Origin of the sequence: Sporichthya brevicatena, assembly GCF_039525035.1 — a bacterium.
GTDB lineage: Bacteria > Actinomycetota > Actinomycetes > Sporichthyales > Sporichthyaceae > Sporichthya > Sporichthya brevicatena.
This window is the reverse complement of the sequence record NZ_BAAAHE010000036.1, coordinates 25,357-40,498: the sequence shown is the minus strand read 5'-3', so window position 1 is coordinate 40,498 and position 15,142 is coordinate 25,357. Positions and strand designations below refer to the sequence as shown.

Genomic DNA, 15,142 nt, shown 5'->3' with positions numbered 1-15,142 from the left:
CCGGCGCCGTCGTACTGCAGCCGCGGCGGCGCCGGGCACCACCCGGACCCGGCGCCCGCCGCGCAGCTTCCCGGACATAAAATCCGGACAGCCTGTCCGAGCGACGGGGTCCGAGACGAAGGAGAGCAATCGTGGCGACGATGAAAGCGGTGGTGCTGCGGGGCCCGCACGACGTGGTCGTCGAGGAGGTGCCCGTCCCCTCCGAGATCGGCCCCGACGAGGTCCTGCTGAAGGTCGAGAAGACCGCCATCTGCGGCACCGACCTCCACGTCTACGACGGGCGTATGGAGCTCGAGCCCGACCTGCGCCTCGGCCACGAGTTCCTCGGCACGGTCGTCGAGGTCGGTTCCGCTGTCGGCCTGTTCAGTGAGGGTGACCGCGGCGTCGCGTCCTGCGTCGTCAACTGCGGCTTCTGCCACCAGTGCCGTCGCCAGCAGCCCGGCAAGTGCCAGGGCGTGCGGATGTACGGCATGGGCCTGACGTTCGGCGGACTCGACGGTGGTCAGTCCGAGTACGTGATCGTCCCCGCCGCGGACCTCTCGATGCGGAAGGTCCCCGAGGGCACCGCCGGCACCGACGACGACTTCCTGTTCGTCGGCGACATCATGACCACCGGCTACGAGTCGGTCCGTCACTTCGGCCGCCCCGGCGACATCGTCGCGATCGTCGGCGCCGGCCCGGTCGGCATGTGTGCGGCGATGGCCGCCCAGGCGCTCGGCATGGGCAAGGTCATCGTGATCGACAAGGTCGCCTCCCGGCTGAAGGAGGCCGAGGCCTTCGGCGCCATCGGTATCAACGCCGACGAGACCAACGTCGTCGACGCCGTCTACGACCTGACCGAGTGGCGCGGCGCCGACCTCGTGATCGACGCCGTGGGTCACCCGTCGGCCCTGGAGACCGCGCTGAAGCTGCCGCGCTTCGGCGGCTCGCTCTACATCCCCGGCGCCTACGCCGAGGAGTCGCTGGAGCTGCCGTGGGGCGAGATGTGGATGAAGAGCCTCAACATCTCCGGCGGCATCTCGAACTTCACGCTCTACATGGACGAGGTCATCAACCTCATCGCCGCCGGCAAGCTCTCGCCCTCCGCCGTCATCTCGCACACCTTGCCGCTCACCGAGGCGGCCGAGGCGTACCGCATGTTCGAGGCTCGCGAGGCCACGAAGATCCTGCTCGACCCCGCACGCTGATCCTGATCATCTGACTCTCCGTCACGTCCCGGACAGGAGCACCAGAAATGACGATCGAGCACCAGCTTCCCGACATCGACTGGGATGACGACGGCCAGGCCGACTTCCTCCCGGCGACGAACCTGAACAAGCCGGACTACGACCCGGTGGACGTCTCGTCGAAGGCGTTCTGGAGCCAGTTGCTCGAGGATCAGGACCGCTCGTTCGCGATCCTGCGCCGGGAGCGTCCGGTGTCCTGGCAGCGTCCCGTCGAGGACGCGGTGACCCCGGACCCGGACGACCCCGGCTTCTGGGCGCTGACCCGCCTGGAGGACATCCAGCGGGTCAGCCGCGACAACGAGACCTTCATCTCGGGGCAGGGCGTGCTGTTCGACATGCTCCCGCCGATCTTCCTGGAGATGTCGCAGTCCTTCCTCGCGATGGACGACCCGGAGCACGCGAAGCTGCGCCGGCTGGTGTCCTCCGCCTTCACCCCGAGGCAGGTCCGGCGCATGGAGGACAAGATCCGCGAGATCACCACGCAGTGCGTCGACGACATCGTCGACAAGGGGAAGATCGACTTTCCGGCCGAGTTCTGCAGCCGCTTCCCGCTGAGAGTCCACTGCGCGATCTGGGGCGTGCCGGACCACCTCGCCGAGGAGACCGGGGCCGCGGCCCGCGACGTCGTCGCCTGGGCCGACCCGGACCTGCTCGCCGGCCGGGACCCGCAGGAGGTCCAGGTCGAGGCCTGTGCCCGCCTGCACGACATCGCCGCCGAGATGATCTCGGAGCGACGGCAGAACCGTCGTGACGACCTCATGCAGGCGCTGATGGACGCCGAGATCGACGGCGAACAGCTCGACGAGGCGCAGATCGGCGCCTTCTTCGTGTTGATGTCCGTGGCCGGCACCGACACCACGCAGCACACCACGACATTCGCCGTGATGGGGCTCACGGAATTCCCCGAGCAGAAGAAGTGGCTGCTCGAGGACTTCGACAACCGCATTGACGGGGCGGTCGAGGAGTTCATCCGTTTCGGCACGCCGGTGATGACCTTCCGGCGCACCGCGGTGCGGGAGACGGAGATCGCCGGGCAGCGCATCATGCCTGGTGACAAGGTGGTTTTCCTCTACGCGTCGGGCAATCGCGACGACACGTTGATCGACCGCCCGTGGGAGCTGGACCTCTCCCGGGATCCCAACCCGCACTGCGGATTCGGCGGGGGAGGGGTGCATTACTGCCTCGGCAGCCAGCTTGCGAAAATGATGCTCCGGCACGCACTGAAGGAGTTGCTGTTCCGGATCCCGGAGTTTCAGACCAGCAACCCGCGCTTCATGGGGACAAACTTCATGCGGGCGGTCACCCACCTGGACTTCGAGTTCACGCCCGAGCGCAAGGAGACATGAATGCCACGCATCGTGGTCGACTACAACAAGTGCACCGGCCTCGGCATGTGCGAGGCCGAGGCGCCTGACCTGTTCGAGGTCCAGGACGACGGCAGCCTGAAGGTGCTCAACGACACCCCGGGTTCCGACGAGCTCGCGGCGGCGCAGGCGGCGGTCGACGCGTGCCCGACCGAGGCCCTGACTCTGGTGGAGGACTAAGCACCCGTGCGGAACTCCCGACTCGTCGTCGTCGGCGCCTCTCTGGCTGGTCTGCGGGCCATCGAGGCCGCACGCCGATCCGGCTATGACGGCCCCATCACGCTGATCGGCAACGAGCCGCATCTGCCCTACGACCGGCCCCCGTTGTCCAAGGCGTTCCTCGACGCCGACGAGGACGAGAACGGCGCGCCGGTGGTGCCGACGTTCCGCGACGAGGCCACGCTCCGCGACGAGATGAACGTCGACCTGCGGCTGGGGGCGCCGGCCACGGCACTCGCGCCCGCCGGCCAGGTCGTCCTCCTCGACGGCGACGCCGTTCCCTACACCCAGCTGATTATTGCCACGGGTGGCGATGCCCGGAACCTGCCCGGTGGCGAGTCGCTCGAGGGCGTCCACGTGCTGCGGACCCTCGACGACGCCCTCGCCGTCCGCAAGGCGCTCGACGCGGGCGCGCGGACCGTCGTCATCGGCGCCGGCTTCATCGGCAGCGAGGTGGCTTCCGCCGCGCGCAAGCGCGGGCTGGAGTGCACCGTGCTCGAGGCGCTGCCGGTCCCGCTCGTCCGGTCGGTCGGGCCCGAGACCGGCAAGGTCGCGGCCGAACTCCACCGCAAGTACGGCACCGACCTGCGCTGCGGGATCGGCGTCAAGGCGCTCGAGGGCTCGACGCGCGTCGAGAAGGTCGTGCTCGACGACGGCACGGTCATCGAGGCCGACCTGGTCGTCGTCGGCATCGGCGTCCGCCCGTCCACGGGCTGGCTGGAGAGCTCCGGCATCGCGCTGCACGAGCGCGACGGCGGGATCCTCTGCGACGAGTTCCTGCGTACCAGCCTGCCCGGCGTCTATGCCGCGGGCGACGTCGCGCACTTCCCGAACCCGCTCTTCGACGGCGAGATGATGCGCGTCGAGCAGTGGACCAACGCGGCCGAGCAGGGCGCCCTGGCGGCCAAGAACGCGCTGTTCCCCGACGAGGCCAAGCCCTCGCAGGCCGTGCCGTACTTCTGGTCGGACTGGTACGAGTCCCGGATTCAGTTCGTCGGGATCCCGCACTCCGAGGAGGTCCGCGTGGTCTCCGAGGAACTGGGCGAGGAGAAGTTCCTCGCGCTCTACCGGCGCGGCGACCGGCTCGGTGGCGTGCTCACCATCGACCGGCAGAACCAGATCATGAAGTACAAGCGCATGATCGCCCAGCGGGCGTCCTGGTCGGAGGCCCTGGAGTTCGCCGGCATCACCGGCTGAGCCTGGGGTAAGCCCGTCCCCACAAGCCGTTCCCGGTGCACACTGGGACGTGGGGGGTGGGTTGCATGCCGGACAGCTCGGTGCTCAAGGGCCAGCCGCTGGTCGACGCCGACGGGGAGACCGTCGGCCGGATCGACGACGTCTACGTCGACCCGGGCTCGGGCCGGGCGGAGTTTCTCGAGGTGCGGACGAGCCGCTTCCGCCGGAAGCGGCACCTCGTCCCGCTGACGCGGATCAACGTCGCGGGCGGGGCGGTCACCGTGCCGTACCCCCGGGAGAAGATCGTCGAGGCCCCGCTGCGCCCGCGCCGCGAGCTCACCGCCGACGACGAGGCCCTGCTGCGCGACTACTGGCACCTGCCGGCCGTGAAGAACCGGCCGTGAAGAACCGGCCGTGAAAAAAGGGTGACACCCCTTACTTCGCAGTAAGGGGTGTCACCCTTTTTTGACACAGTGGGCGCGCGCGGAGCGCGCCGCGTCAGAGCAGCTCGACGATCGTGGCGTTGGCCATGCCGCCGGCCTCGCACATGGTCTGCAGGCCGTACCGGATGCCGTTGGCCTTCATGTGGTGGACCAGGGTGGTCATGAGGCGGGCGCCGGAGCCACCGAGCGGGTGGCCGAGGGCGATCGCGCCACCGTTCGGGTTGAGGGCGGCCGGGTCGGCGCCGAGCTCCTGAAGCCAGGCGAGCGGGACCGGGGCGAACGCCTCGTTGACCTCGAACGCGCCGATGTCGCTGATCTTCAGGCCCGACTTGGTCAGTGCCTTCTGGGTCGCGGGGATCGGGGCGGTGAGCATGATGACCGGGTCGTCACCGGCGAGCACCGCGGTGTGGACGCGGGCGATCGGGGTGAGGCCGAGCGACTTCGCCTTCTCGGAGGTCATCATCAGCAGCGCCGAGGCGCCGTCGGTGATCTGCGAGCTGTTGCCGGCGGTGATCGCGCCACCCTCGGGGCGGAAGACCGTCTTGAGACCGGCCAGTGCCTCCAGCGTGCCGCCGCGGCGGACGCCCTCGTCGGTGGTGACGAGCTGCAGGTTGCCCTCGGCGTCGGGAGCCTTGACCGGGACGATCTGGGAGTCGAACGCGCCGGAGTCCTGCGCGGCCGCGGCCTTGGCGTGCGAGTCGAGCGCGAACTGGTCGAGCTGGGTGCGGCTGAAGCCCCAGCGCTCGACCATCATCTCGGCGCCGATGCCCTGGTTCGGAGCGTCGCCGGGGTAGCGGGCGTTGAAGCTCGGGCCGAACGGCTCGCCGGGGGCGAACGAGGAGAACATCGGGACGCGCGTCATCGACTCGACACCGCCGGCGACGGCGACGTCGTACTGGCCGGAGATGAGGCCGGCCGCGGCGAAGTGCACGGCCTGCTGCGAGGAACCGCAGGCGCGGTCGACGGTGGTGGCGGTGACCGTCTCGGGCCAGCCGGCCGAGAGCACGGCGGTGCGGCCGACGTTCATGGCCTGCTCGTTGACCTGCATGACGCAGCCCCACACCACGTCGTCGACGACGACGGGGTCGATGCCGGTGCGCTCGACGAGGGAGGTCAGGACGTGGGAGGACAGCTCGGCGGGGTGAACGCCCGCGAGGGCGCCGTTGCGCTTGCCGAGGGGGGTACGGACTGCATCGACGATGACCGCATCGCGCATGTGTCGGTCTCCAGAGGTCGGGGGCGGTGTACTCGCCAGTAAGGGAGCTCTCTCAAACAGTCACCGTTGACTGGAGGCGATGTCAAGGTTTCCGGTGTATGACCCCGCCCACTAGGCTCCGGCCGTCCGGTTCATCCCCCCGGACCCGGCGGGAGTACCCCGCGTAGTACCCGGCGAAGGAGTCCCCCTTGGGTACGGCATCGTCCCAGAAGCTGGCCGGCCGCACGATCGTCATGTCGGGCGGCAGCCGTGGCATCGGCCTGGCGATTCTGGTCGCCGCCGCGCGCGAGGGCGCGAACGTGGTCTTCCTCGCGAAGACCGACCAGCCGGATCCCCGGCTGCCCGGCACCGTGCACACCGCGGTCGCCGAGATCGAGGCGGCGGGCGGGAAGGCCGTCGCGGTGGTGGGCGACGTGCGCAACGAGGAGGACGTCCAGCGCGCGGTCGACACCGCCGTCGAGACGTTCGGCGGCATCGACATCTGCGTCAACAACGCCAGCGCGCTCAACCTGACCGGGACCGAGGAGCTGCCGGTCAAGCGCTTCGACCTGATGCAGCAGATCAACACCCGCGGCACCTTCGTCCTGTCGAAGGCGTGCGTCCCGCATCTCAAGCGCTCCGACGCGGGGCAGATCCTGACGCTGTCGCCGCCGATCAGCCTGGCGCCGCGCTGGCTCGGCCCGCACCCGGCCTACACGCTCTCCAAGTACGGCATGACGCTGCTGACGCTGGGTTTCGCGGCCGAGTTCGAGTCCGACGGCATCGCGGCGAACTGCCTGTGGCCGCGCACGACCATCGCGACGGCCGCGGTGATCAACCTGATTCCGGGCGCCGCGGACGCCTCCCGCTCGCCCGAGATCATGGGCGACGCGGCGGTCGCGATCTTCACCGGTCCACGGCGGTCCGGGGAGTGCCTGATCGACGACGACGTCCTGGCCGCGGCCGGGGTCACCGATCTGTCGAAGTACGGCGCCGGCCCCGATTTCGCCCCGGACCTGTTCGTCGACCCCGTGAGCTGACGTCGTGAGCAGCTCCCGCGTGGAGTTCATGCGCTCCCGGGACCCCGGCGCCCCGTGGCCCGGCCGTGGCTACCTGCTGCCCGCGGGTCGCCGCGAGCAGTTGCGCGCGCTGCTGGGCCGGGTCGCCGACCTGACCGGGCGCGACGACCTCTGGGACCCCGCGCTCGTCGTCGACTACGCCGCCGCGCACGACGTAATTGCCGCCGGGTGGGAGATCCTCCTCGGCGCACTCGGTACGCACCCGGTCGGTCACCCGGCCGGGACGAACGGGTCGGGTGCGCACCTCAACGGGTCGACGCCGGCGCTGGACGACCTGATCGACCTGATCCGCGACCTCAAGGCCTTCGACGACGACATCCGCGACGAGCGACTGGAGTTGCGTGACGCCGCTCTGGGCCGCGTTCGGGAGGCGCTGGCCGCCCTGCGCCGCATCGACGCGACGGCGACCCTGGTCAACGAGGCGGCGGTCGCGGTGTGCAGTCTCGGCTTCGACCGGGCGATCGTCTCGCGCATCGACCACGGCCGCTGGCTCCCGGAAACGGTCTACGTCGGCCGGGACGCGCGGTGGGCGGAGGAGATCCTCGCCGCCGGCCGGGAGAACCCCGTCGTGCTCGACGAGAACGTGCCGGAGTGGGAGATGGTGCGCCGGGGTACGGCGCTGCTGATCTCGGACGCCCAGCAGAACCCGGGTGTGAACCGGCCCATCGCGGAGACCTCCCTGTCCCGGTCCTACGTCGCGGCGCCGATCGTCGCGCACGGCAGCGTGGTCGGGTTCCTCCACGCCGACTGCTACTACCAGAAGCGCAACCTCGACGAGACCGACCGCGAGGTGCTGGCGGCCTTCGGCGAGGGCCTCGGGTACGCCCTCGCCCGCAGCGCCGTCCTGGACCGGCTCAACGCGGTTCGCGTCGACCTCGGCAACCTGGTCAGCGGAGTGACGACCGCGCTGCCCGTGGCGGACTGGTCGCTGCACCGGCCGCTCGATCCGCCGAGCGATCCGCCTGCCTCGAACGGACACGCGTTCCTGCAGACCTTCCTCGCGCCGGGCGAGGACGGCGAGGCCGCGCTGACCCGCCGTGAGGTCGAGGTGCTGCGCCGCATGGCCGAGGGCGACACCAACGCGCGCATCGCGCGGCGCCTGGTGATCTCCGAGGGCACCGTGAAGACCCACGTGAAGCACATCCTCCGCAAGCTCGGCGCCTCCAACCGCGCCGAGGCGGTCTCGCGATGGGTGCAGCTCGAGCGGCAGCAGCGGGTGCCGGGGGAGTAACCCGGAAGGGGGACGGTTCCACCCCCGAGTGCGGATCCCCGGGCCGGGTGCGGATCCCTACGCTCCCGCCATGGCTGACCTGAAGCGGGACCTGGAGCTGGACGTCGACATGGACGTCGACGTGGTGGTGGTCGGGGCCGGCGCGGCCGGACTCGTGACGGCGCGGGAACTGACGGCCCGTGGGCTGACGGTCCGTCTGTTGGAGCGCGAGTCGTACTCCGGGGGACGCATCCGAACGGAGCGGGAGGGCTCCGACCACTACGAGCACGGCGGCATCTTCCACACCGCCGGCTACCGCGCCTTCCGTGCCCTGCTCGGCGAACTCGGTCTGGCCGGCGACGTTGTCGCCCTGCCGACGGCGTTCTCCGCCTGCGTCCGCGTGGCGGAGCAGTGGGAGCACGTCGACTACGGGTCTCTGTGGGGTCCGGTCGCCTTCGGTGCGCTCGGGTGGCGCGACCGGCTGTCCGTCGTGCGCGCGGCGATCCCGGCCCTCCTCGCCAAGCGGGCGGCCTCGCGGGACCTGGGGGACCTGGTCGGACTGGCGCACCTGGACACCCGGGCCGCCTCGGCCGGTCTGACGACGCGAGCGTCGACCTACTTCACCGCGGGCCCCCACGAATTCCTCTGGGGCGTCCCGAGTGAGCAGATCTCCTACGCGATGCTCGCGCTGCAGCTGCACGTCTTCACCGGCGACCTCTGCGAGCTGCGCGGCGGGGCGAGCCGATGGGTCGAGGCGGTCGCGGCTGACCTGGACGTCCGGTACGGCACGGCGGTGGAGCGGGTGGAGGAGGACGGTGCCGGCGTCGTCGTCCGGACGGCGGACGGCGGGTCGCTCCGCGCCCGGGCGGCCGTGCTCGCCTGTCCCGCCGACGTCTCGGCCCGGTTGTGGCCGCAGGCCCCCGCGCCCGTCCGGGAGCACCTGACGCGCACGGTCTACTCGCGCATCGACTTCGTGTACCTCCGGACTCGTGACGCCCTGACCCTGCGGGCGGGCGGGCGGCCGGTGGGCATGGAGGTGATCACCCCGCCGGAGGTGGCCGGCCGGACGGTCGGCGGTGTCTACGTGGCGAACGGCTGGGTGCGCGCGGGCGGGCTGTGGCTCGTCACCGCCGCGAACGGTGCGGGCGCGGCCACGAAGAGCGACGAACAGCTCGCAGACGAACTGCAGAGCGACGTCGAGAAACTGCACCCCGAGATGGTGGGTCAGGTGACGGGGCGTCGGGTCGTACGCCACGACCCGTACACGCCGACGTTCACCGCCGGGTCGGTGCAACGCCTCCGTGCGGCCCGTGCGGCTCTGCCGGGGTCGCGCATCGACCTCGCCGGCGACCACATGACGGCGCCGTGGGTGGAGGGTGCCGTGCGCAGCGGGCAACTCGCTGCGGAGCGCGTCGTCCGCACCCTGCAGGGAACGTAGACCGACTGCCCCGGTGGAGGGAGACATGTCCCCCCAAAGGACCGGGATCTACCCCCTACGGGGGGTGTAGCCCTCGAGGGCCCGCCGAATACTGGCGTTGCTCTCGGGAAACACCTGAGCCTCCGTCAGGTGTGAGTCCGACTCAAGGAGTGAGCATGCGCAGAGCGAAGAAGCACGGTCTGCTCGCGGCCCTTCCCCTCGTCGTCAGCGCGGCGCTGGTGCTGAGCGCGTGCGGCGGCGGTTCCGGCAGCGACGAGAACGCCGCCCAGCAGGAGCCGGCCGCCGCCCTCGACACCGCTGCCGAGGCCGCGCCCGCACCGGACGTCAGTGGGGCCGCGCCGGTCGACACGGGGACCGCGGAGGGAGTGGCGGACGCCGGTCTCGCTCCGGTCGACGCCACCGGCGCCGCCCCCGTCGCCGACGCCGCGAAGTCGGGCTCCAGGGCGAAGACCAATGCGAAGTCCGAGAGCGGGAAGACCAAGGCCGCCACGACCGAGGTCGGGGACACCGCCGGCCTGACGGGCATCGACAACGCCGCGCAGCGGGCGGCGAACGCGAAGATCGCGGCGCAGAAGAACGGCGCCACGGACATGGGCGTCACCAAGGACTCGATCAAGTTGGGCACGGTGTCGATGCACGGCGTCGCCCTCGGCAACCTGATCGTGAACCCGATGCTCAACGGGACGAAGGCGACGTTCGCCTCGATCAACGACCGCGGCGGCGTCCTCGGCCGGCGGCTCTCCCTGGTCGACTGCGACGACGGCCCGGGCGAGGTCTCGCGGTCGAAGGCCTGCATCAAGAAGCTGGTCGGGCAGGACAAGGTCTTCGCGCTGCTCGGCTACCTGAGTTGGGCCAGCGCCTCGGTGCACTCCGACCTCGCGCAGTACCGGCTGCCGGCCGTCGGGACGTGGGCGTACTCCCAGACCGAGTGGCAGGACCCGTACATGTTCCCGACCCACATGTCGATGATCCACGAGGCGATGGCCAACGCGCAGTGGGTGAAGAACGTCGTCAAGCCGAAGACCTACGGCCTGATCTGCCTGACCAGCCCGGAGATGCAGCTCTCCTGCGACGCGGTGAAGAAGGTCCTCGACGCCTCGGGTGCGCAGCTCGTCAAGCGGATGGACGTCGGAATCTCGGAGACGTCGATGTCGGCGCAGGTGCTCGCGATGCGCGCGGCGAACCCGGACACGATCGTGCACTACGTGATCAACCCCGCGACGATCGTCAAGTTCATGGTCGAGGCCGCGCAGCAGGGCTACTACCCGCCGAAGGGGATCTCGGGCAACCACCTCGCGGCCGAGGTCCTGGGCCAGCTGTTCGGCAAGCACCCGGCCGGTCGGTACTGGACGAACACGACCTACAAGCTGTGGGGCTCGGAGTTCATGGCCGTGATGAACAAGTACGCCCGCGGCAACAAGGGTCTGAACCACCACATCGTCCAGGCCAACTACGTCGGCGCCCTGGTCTTCGAGCGGGCGGCCAAGGCCGTGGGTCCGAACCTGACGCGCGAGCGGTTGATGGCGCAGCTGAGCAACGGGGACGTGTACGCCTCGGACGCCTCGCTGGACCAGCGGTTCTCGTACTCCAAGGCCGAACGCGGCGGGTCGCAGGAGAACCAGACCTGGAACCGGAACTACGGGCAGGGCCGCGAGTTCATGTACAAGTACAACACCACGAACACGGCCTCGAACCCCGACGGGTCGCCGAACGGCTGGCAGCCGGACCCGGACCAGTTCATCATCTACACGGACAAGTGACCGACCGCCGAACGACGCGCGTCCCCGCTCTCCGGGCGCGCTGACCAGAGCATCCCCCGTCGTCGTCCCGGCCGCCTCCTCACGGCCGGGACGTCGGCGTTTCGTGATTGCTCCAGTGCCCAAATATCTGACGCTGCAGTATCCTGCGGGCGAGGGCGGAAGCCCGGACGACAGGAGACGCCGTGGCCGAGGATTCCGACGCGATCGGGTGGATGCGCGCGCGGTGGGAGGCCCGTGGGGCGCCGGCTCCCGCTCAGTTCGCCGCCTTGTTCTCGGTGATGCGGGCCGCGGCGTTGATGACCGAGGAGGTCGACCGCGTCCTCAAGGAGCAGGGCCTGACGCGTACCGGCTACATGGTGATGATCACGCTGCAGGCGTCTGACGGGGCGTCACGTCCGCTCGGACAGCTGTCGAAGCGGCTGCTCGTCCACCCGACCACGGTCACGATGGTCATCGACCAGCTCGAGAACGCGGGCCTGGTGGCGCGGCGGCCGCACCCGACGGACCGGCGGACGGTGCTCGCCGAGCTCACTCCCGAGGGGGACGAGACGGCCACCCGCGCGAGCAAGGCGCTGGCGGCCGTAGGGTTCGGCCTGCCCGGTGTCGACGACGCGACCGCCGACCGGATCACCGCGGACCTCCGCGCGGTGCGCCGCGGCCTGGGTGACACCAAGTAGCGCGAGTACCGGGAGTCGGCGTGCACGATCTGACCGGCCGGACCGTCGTCGTCACCGGCGGCAACTCCGGCATCGGGCTCTCCCTCGCGGCCGGAGCGGCGCGCGCCGGGGCGGACGTGGCGATCTGGGGCCGCAACAAGTCCCGGAACGCGGGCGCTGCGGCCATGCTCGCGGTGCACGGACGCCGCGTGCTGCCCGTCCGCTGCGACGTCGGCGACGAGGGCGAGGTCGCGACCGCCATGCAGGAGACGCTGGCCGAGTTCGGCCGGCTCGACTGCTTCTTCGCCAACGCCGGTATGCACGCCGCGGCGCCCATCCAGGACATGGCCTTCGAGGACTGGCGCGAGGTGATGCGCGTGAACCTCGACGGCGCGTTCCTCACCACGCGTGAGGCCGCGCGCGTCTTCATCGAGCAGGGGACCGGTGGCTCGATGGTCGTGGTCTCCTCGACGATCTCGCGCTACGGCGGCGCGGGTCAGGCGTCCTACGCCGCCAGCAAGACCGCGCTGATCGGTCTGGGCCGCACGCTGGCGGTCGAGCTCGCGCGCCACCGGGTCCGGTGCAACATCCTGATCCCGGGCTGGACCCGGACACCGCTGAACGCCCAGGCCCAGGCCAGCGAGAAGTTCATGACCGCGACGACGGCCCGCACGCCGGTGCGACGCTGGGCCGACCCCGAGGAGTTCGAGGCGGTCGCCCCGTTCCTCGCGGACCCCGGCCTGACCTTCCACACCGGCAACGAGATCGTCGTCGACGGCGGCTACACGATCTTCTGATCCGACGCGGCATCACTCCCGAAAGCGCACTACGTCACCCCGATTTGACCTTCGCGGGTGCCATGCTGCGCTTTCGGGAGTCTCGGGGGCCGGGATCACCGCCCGGAGTGGGTCGCCTTCCCGGGGCCGTCGGCCAGGAACGAGGCGACCGCGTTGCGGGTGTCCGCGGTCTCGAACAGGGCGCCGGCGAGGTCGGCCGTGATCGCGGTGGCGGCGGGTGCACCGGCGGAGCAGGCGGTGTCGATCAGGTGCTTGGTCATCGCGTGCGCCCGGGTGGGTCCGTTCGCGAGCCAGCGGGCGACCTCGCGTGCGGTCGCGTCGAAGTTGTCGGCGGGCAGGACGCGGTTCACCACGCCCCACGACTCGAGCGTCGCGGCGTCGTAGCGGTCGCCGGTGTAGACGAACTCCTTCGCCCGCGCCGGGCCGACGCGCAGGGCGAGGCGCTGGGGCCCGCCCATGAACGGGCTGAGGCCGACGATCTGCTCGACCAGGGCGAACTGCGCGCCCTCGGCGGCGAGGAGGAGGTCGCAGGCCAGGGCGAGTTCGAAGCCCCACGTCAGGCAGAGGGCGTGCGCGGCCAGGACCGTCGGGTACGGGAGCGCGGCGATCCGGTCGGCGATGCCGAGGAGTTCGCGCGCGAGGGCGGTGCCGCGTTCGGCGTCCAACCCCGAGAACAGGTGGACGTCGACACCCCCGGTGAACACGCGACCCTCCGCGCGGACCAGGAGTCCACGCGGAGGGTCGGCGTCGAGCGTGTCGAGGGCCGCGACGAACGCGGGCCCCGTCGTGGCGTCCCACAGGTTGAGCGGCGGGTTGGCGATGGTCAGAACGGCCAGCGGCCCGTCCCGCTCGATCCGGAGGGGAGCCATGAGGACTTTCTACCGCGGCGCCATCCGGATCGCGCCGTCGAGGCGGATCGTCTCGCCGTTGAGCATCGGGTTCGACACGATGTGGTCGATCAGGTCGGCGAACTCGGCCGGGTCGCCGAGGCGCGACGGGTGCGGCACCGACTTCTCGAGCGAGGCGATCGCCTCCGGCGGCAGGCTGTCGAACAGCGGGGTCTTGAACAGGCCCGGGGCGACGGTGACGACGCGGATCTTCGTCGAGGCGAGGTCACGCGCGATCGGCAGGGTCATGCCGACGATGCCGCCCTTCGACGCCGAGTACGCGGCCTGGCCGATCTGGCCGTCGAAGGCCGCGACCGAGGCGGTGTTGACGATGACGCCACGCTCGCCGTCGACCTCGTCGTTCTTCGCGATCGCCGCGGCGGCGAGGCGGATGACGTTGAACGTGCCGATCAGGTTGATGGTGATCGTGCGCTCGAAGCTCTCGAGGTCGTGCGGGCCCTCCTTGCCGAGGGTCTTGATCGCGTAGCCCATGCCGGCGCAGTTGATGACCACGCGGAGCGGGGCGAGCGCGCCCGCGGCGTCGACCGCGGCCTGGACGGCCTCGGGGTCACGCACGTCGGCGCCGGCGAAGACCGCACCCTCACCGAGGCTCTTGGCGACGGCCTCGCCGTCGGAGGACGGAAGGTCGACGATCACGACCTTGGCGCCGGACGCGTGCAGCTTCTTGACGGTGGCCAGGCCGAGGCCCGAGGCCCCGCCGGTGACCAGGGCGGAGCTTCCGCTGATGTTCACGTGCTTCTCCTCTGCCAACTACTCGGGGGTAACAGGAGGATGCCACCTCCACGGTCAGCGCTGACCGTTGGGGTCCCGCTCGGCGATCCACCGGCCGATCAGGCCGTTCACGACCTCCGGCTTCTCCAGCTGGAGGAAGTGGCCGGCGTCGTCGACCGCGACGGCGCGGCTGCCGGGCGGCAGGTGCGGCTCGGCGAGCGGCAGGAGCTCGACGCGCATGCAGCCGTCGTCGACCCCGTGCAGGTACAGCAGCGGCGCGCCGAGCGGGGCGATGCCGGTCCGGATCGCGCCCGGGCGCAGGTTGTCCCGGTAGTAGCGGAGCGCGGCGCGGCGGTTCTCCGGTCGCTGCAGCGCCGTCAGTGCGGTCTCGGCGTCGCCGCGGCCGGCGAACCCGGGGGACCAGTCGCGCCAGAGCTTCGGGATCAAGCGGTCCAGGGAGCGCTCCGCGATCCCGGGCAGCTGGTTGAACGCGGTGTACCAACTCCGGCGCAACTGGCCCAGGCCGATGGTCAGCGTCGCGCGCCGGCGGAACGGGGCGATCACGGCGGCCGTCGGCGGAACCGCGAGCGTGACGTACCGCGCGAACGTCGCCGGCGCGGCCTGGGTGACGGCGTAGGTGACGACCGCGCCCCAGTCGTGGCCGACCAGCGCCGCCCGTGTGTCCCCGCCGAGCGCGGCGTGCAGCGCGAGCACGTCCTGAGCGATGGCCGGCGCCGAATAGTCGTCGTCGGGCGCGAGGTCGGTCGGCGCGTAGCCGCGGAGGAACGGCGCGACCACGCGGCGGCCGCGCGCGGCCAGGTACGGGCCGAGCTCCCGCCAGGTCCACGGGGTGTCGGGGAACCCGTGCAGGCACAGGACGAGCGGATCGTCCGGGCGGCCCCAAACCAGCACCTCGAACGCCAGACCGTTCGCGGAGACCCGCAGTCGCTCGGGGTTCAC

At 70.9% G+C, this 15,142-nt stretch carries 15 protein-coding genes; 11 read left to right on the top strand and 4 right to left on the bottom strand.

Going from position 1 to position 15,142, the window contains the following annotated elements; translation table 11 throughout:
- Positions 1 to 140: 140 nt before the first annotated feature.
- The 5 genes from ABD401_RS18490 (at position 141) to ABD401_RS18470 (ending at position 4,389) form a co-directional block, all read left to right on the top strand.
- Positions 141 to 1,187: a zinc-dependent alcohol dehydrogenase gene (locus ABD401_RS18490; protein WP_028985041.1), complete on the top strand. Its 1,047-nt coding sequence runs from the start codon at positions 141 to 143 to the stop codon at positions 1,185 to 1,187.
- A gap of 47 nt (positions 1,188 to 1,234) precedes the next feature.
- The gene (locus ABD401_RS18485; RefSeq protein ID WP_344607438.1) at positions 1,235 to 2,572 is read left to right on the top strand and encodes a cytochrome P450; all 1,338 of its coding nucleotides are present in this window, start codon (positions 1,235 to 1,237) and stop codon (positions 2,570 to 2,572) included.
- Positions 2,573 to 2,770: a ferredoxin gene (locus ABD401_RS18480; RefSeq protein ID WP_019877519.1), complete on the top strand. Its 198-nt coding sequence runs from the start codon at positions 2,573 to 2,575 to the stop codon at positions 2,768 to 2,770.
- A gap of 6 nt (positions 2,771 to 2,776) precedes the next feature.
- Entirely contained in the window at positions 2,777 to 4,006 is a 1,230-nt protein-coding gene (locus ABD401_RS18475; RefSeq protein ID WP_344607435.1) for an NAD(P)/FAD-dependent oxidoreductase, read from the top strand.
- A gap of 65 nt (positions 4,007 to 4,071) precedes the next feature.
- Entirely contained in the window at positions 4,072 to 4,389 is a 318-nt protein-coding gene (locus tag ABD401_RS18470; protein ID WP_344607433.1) for a PRC-barrel domain-containing protein, read from the top strand.
- A 94-nt stretch (positions 4,390 to 4,483) separates the two neighbouring features.
- Here ABD401_RS18470 and ABD401_RS18465 read toward each other — a convergent pair whose 3' ends face one another.
- Positions 4,484 to 5,644, bottom strand: coding sequence for a thiolase family protein (locus tag ABD401_RS18465; RefSeq protein ID WP_344607431.1), 1,161 nt, complete (start codon positions 5,642 to 5,644; stop codon positions 4,484 to 4,486).
- A gap of 188 nt (positions 5,645 to 5,832) precedes the next feature.
- On the opposite strand from ABD401_RS18465, the gene ABD401_RS18460 reads away from it, so the two are divergent.
- The 6 genes from ABD401_RS18460 to ABD401_RS18435 all read left to right on the top strand — a co-directional run bounded on the left by ABD401_RS18460 (position 5,833) and on the right by ABD401_RS18435 (position 12,563).
- A complete protein-coding gene (locus ABD401_RS18460) occupies positions 5,833 to 6,663 on the top strand; it encodes an SDR family oxidoreductase (RefSeq protein ID WP_344607429.1) in 831 nt (276 codons plus the stop codon).
- A gap of 4 nt (positions 6,664 to 6,667) precedes the next feature.
- The gene (locus ABD401_RS18455; protein WP_344607427.1) at positions 6,668 to 7,933 is read left to right on the top strand and encodes a LuxR C-terminal-related transcriptional regulator; all 1,266 of its coding nucleotides are present in this window, start codon (positions 6,668 to 6,670) and stop codon (positions 7,931 to 7,933) included.
- Positions 7,934 to 8,003: 70 nt separating this feature from the next.
- Positions 8,004 to 9,350, top strand: a complete 1,347-nt coding sequence (locus tag ABD401_RS18450) for an FAD-dependent oxidoreductase (protein ID WP_344607425.1) — start codon at positions 8,004 to 8,006, stop codon at positions 9,348 to 9,350.
- 155 nt (positions 9,351 to 9,505) lie between these two features.
- The gene (locus ABD401_RS18445) at positions 9,506 to 11,110 is read left to right on the top strand and encodes an ABC transporter substrate-binding protein (RefSeq protein WP_344607423.1); all 1,605 of its coding nucleotides are present in this window, start codon (positions 9,506 to 9,508) and stop codon (positions 11,108 to 11,110) included.
- Between the two features lie 182 nt (positions 11,111 to 11,292).
- Entirely contained in the window at positions 11,293 to 11,787 is a 495-nt protein-coding gene (locus ABD401_RS18440; RefSeq protein WP_344607421.1) for a MarR family winged helix-turn-helix transcriptional regulator, read from the top strand.
- Between the two features lie 20 nt (positions 11,788 to 11,807).
- The gene (locus ABD401_RS18435) at positions 11,808 to 12,563 is read left to right on the top strand and encodes an SDR family NAD(P)-dependent oxidoreductase (RefSeq protein WP_344607419.1); all 756 of its coding nucleotides are present in this window, start codon (positions 11,808 to 11,810) and stop codon (positions 12,561 to 12,563) included.
- Between the two features lie 95 nt (positions 12,564 to 12,658).
- Here the strand turns inward: ABD401_RS18435 and ABD401_RS18430 are convergent, their stop codons facing one another.
- The 3 genes from ABD401_RS18430 to ABD401_RS18420 are packed head-to-tail and all read right to left on the bottom strand — an operon-like array spanning position 12,659 to position 15,142.
- The gene (locus tag ABD401_RS18430; protein WP_344607417.1) at positions 12,659 to 13,432 is read right to left on the bottom strand and encodes an enoyl-CoA hydratase/isomerase family protein; all 774 of its coding nucleotides are present in this window, start codon (positions 13,430 to 13,432) and stop codon (positions 12,659 to 12,661) included.
- Between the two features lie 9 nt (positions 13,433 to 13,441).
- Positions 13,442 to 14,203, bottom strand: coding sequence for a 3-hydroxyacyl-CoA dehydrogenase (locus tag ABD401_RS18425; protein ID WP_019877506.1), 762 nt, complete (start codon positions 14,201 to 14,203; stop codon positions 13,442 to 13,444).
- 54 nt (positions 14,204 to 14,257) lie between these two features.
- The gene (locus ABD401_RS18420) at positions 14,258 to 15,142 is read right to left on the bottom strand and encodes an alpha/beta fold hydrolase (protein ID WP_344607414.1); all 885 of its coding nucleotides are present in this window, start codon (positions 15,140 to 15,142) and stop codon (positions 14,258 to 14,260) included.

Excerpts from the sequence above, each read along its gene's own strand:
- ABD401_RS18490 (WP_028985041.1), top strand. The coding sequence starts at position 141 with ATGAAAGCGGTGGTGCTGCGGGGCCCGCACGACGTGGTCGTCGAGGAG.
- ABD401_RS18485 (WP_344607438.1), top strand. The coding sequence starts at position 1,235 with ATGACGATCGAGCACCAGCTTCCCGACATCGACTGGGATGACGACGGC.
- ABD401_RS18480 (WP_019877519.1), top strand. The coding sequence starts at position 2,573 with ATGCCACGCATCGTGGTCGACTACAACAAGTGCACCGGCCTCGGCATG.
- ABD401_RS18470 (WP_344607433.1), top strand. The coding sequence starts at position 4,072 with ATGCCGGACAGCTCGGTGCTCAAGGGCCAGCCGCTGGTCGACGCCGAC.
- ABD401_RS18465 (WP_344607431.1), bottom strand. The coding sequence starts at position 5,644 with ATGCGCGATGCGGTCATCGTCGATGCAGTCCGTACCCCCCTCGGCAAG.
- ABD401_RS18450 (WP_344607425.1), top strand. The coding sequence starts at position 8,004 with ATGGCTGACCTGAAGCGGGACCTGGAGCTGGACGTCGACATGGACGTC.
- ABD401_RS18445 (WP_344607423.1), top strand. The coding sequence starts at position 9,506 with ATGCGCAGAGCGAAGAAGCACGGTCTGCTCGCGGCCCTTCCCCTCGTC.
- ABD401_RS18430 (WP_344607417.1), bottom strand. The coding sequence starts at position 13,432 with ATGGCTCCCCTCCGGATCGAGCGGGACGGGCCGCTGGCCGTTCTGACC.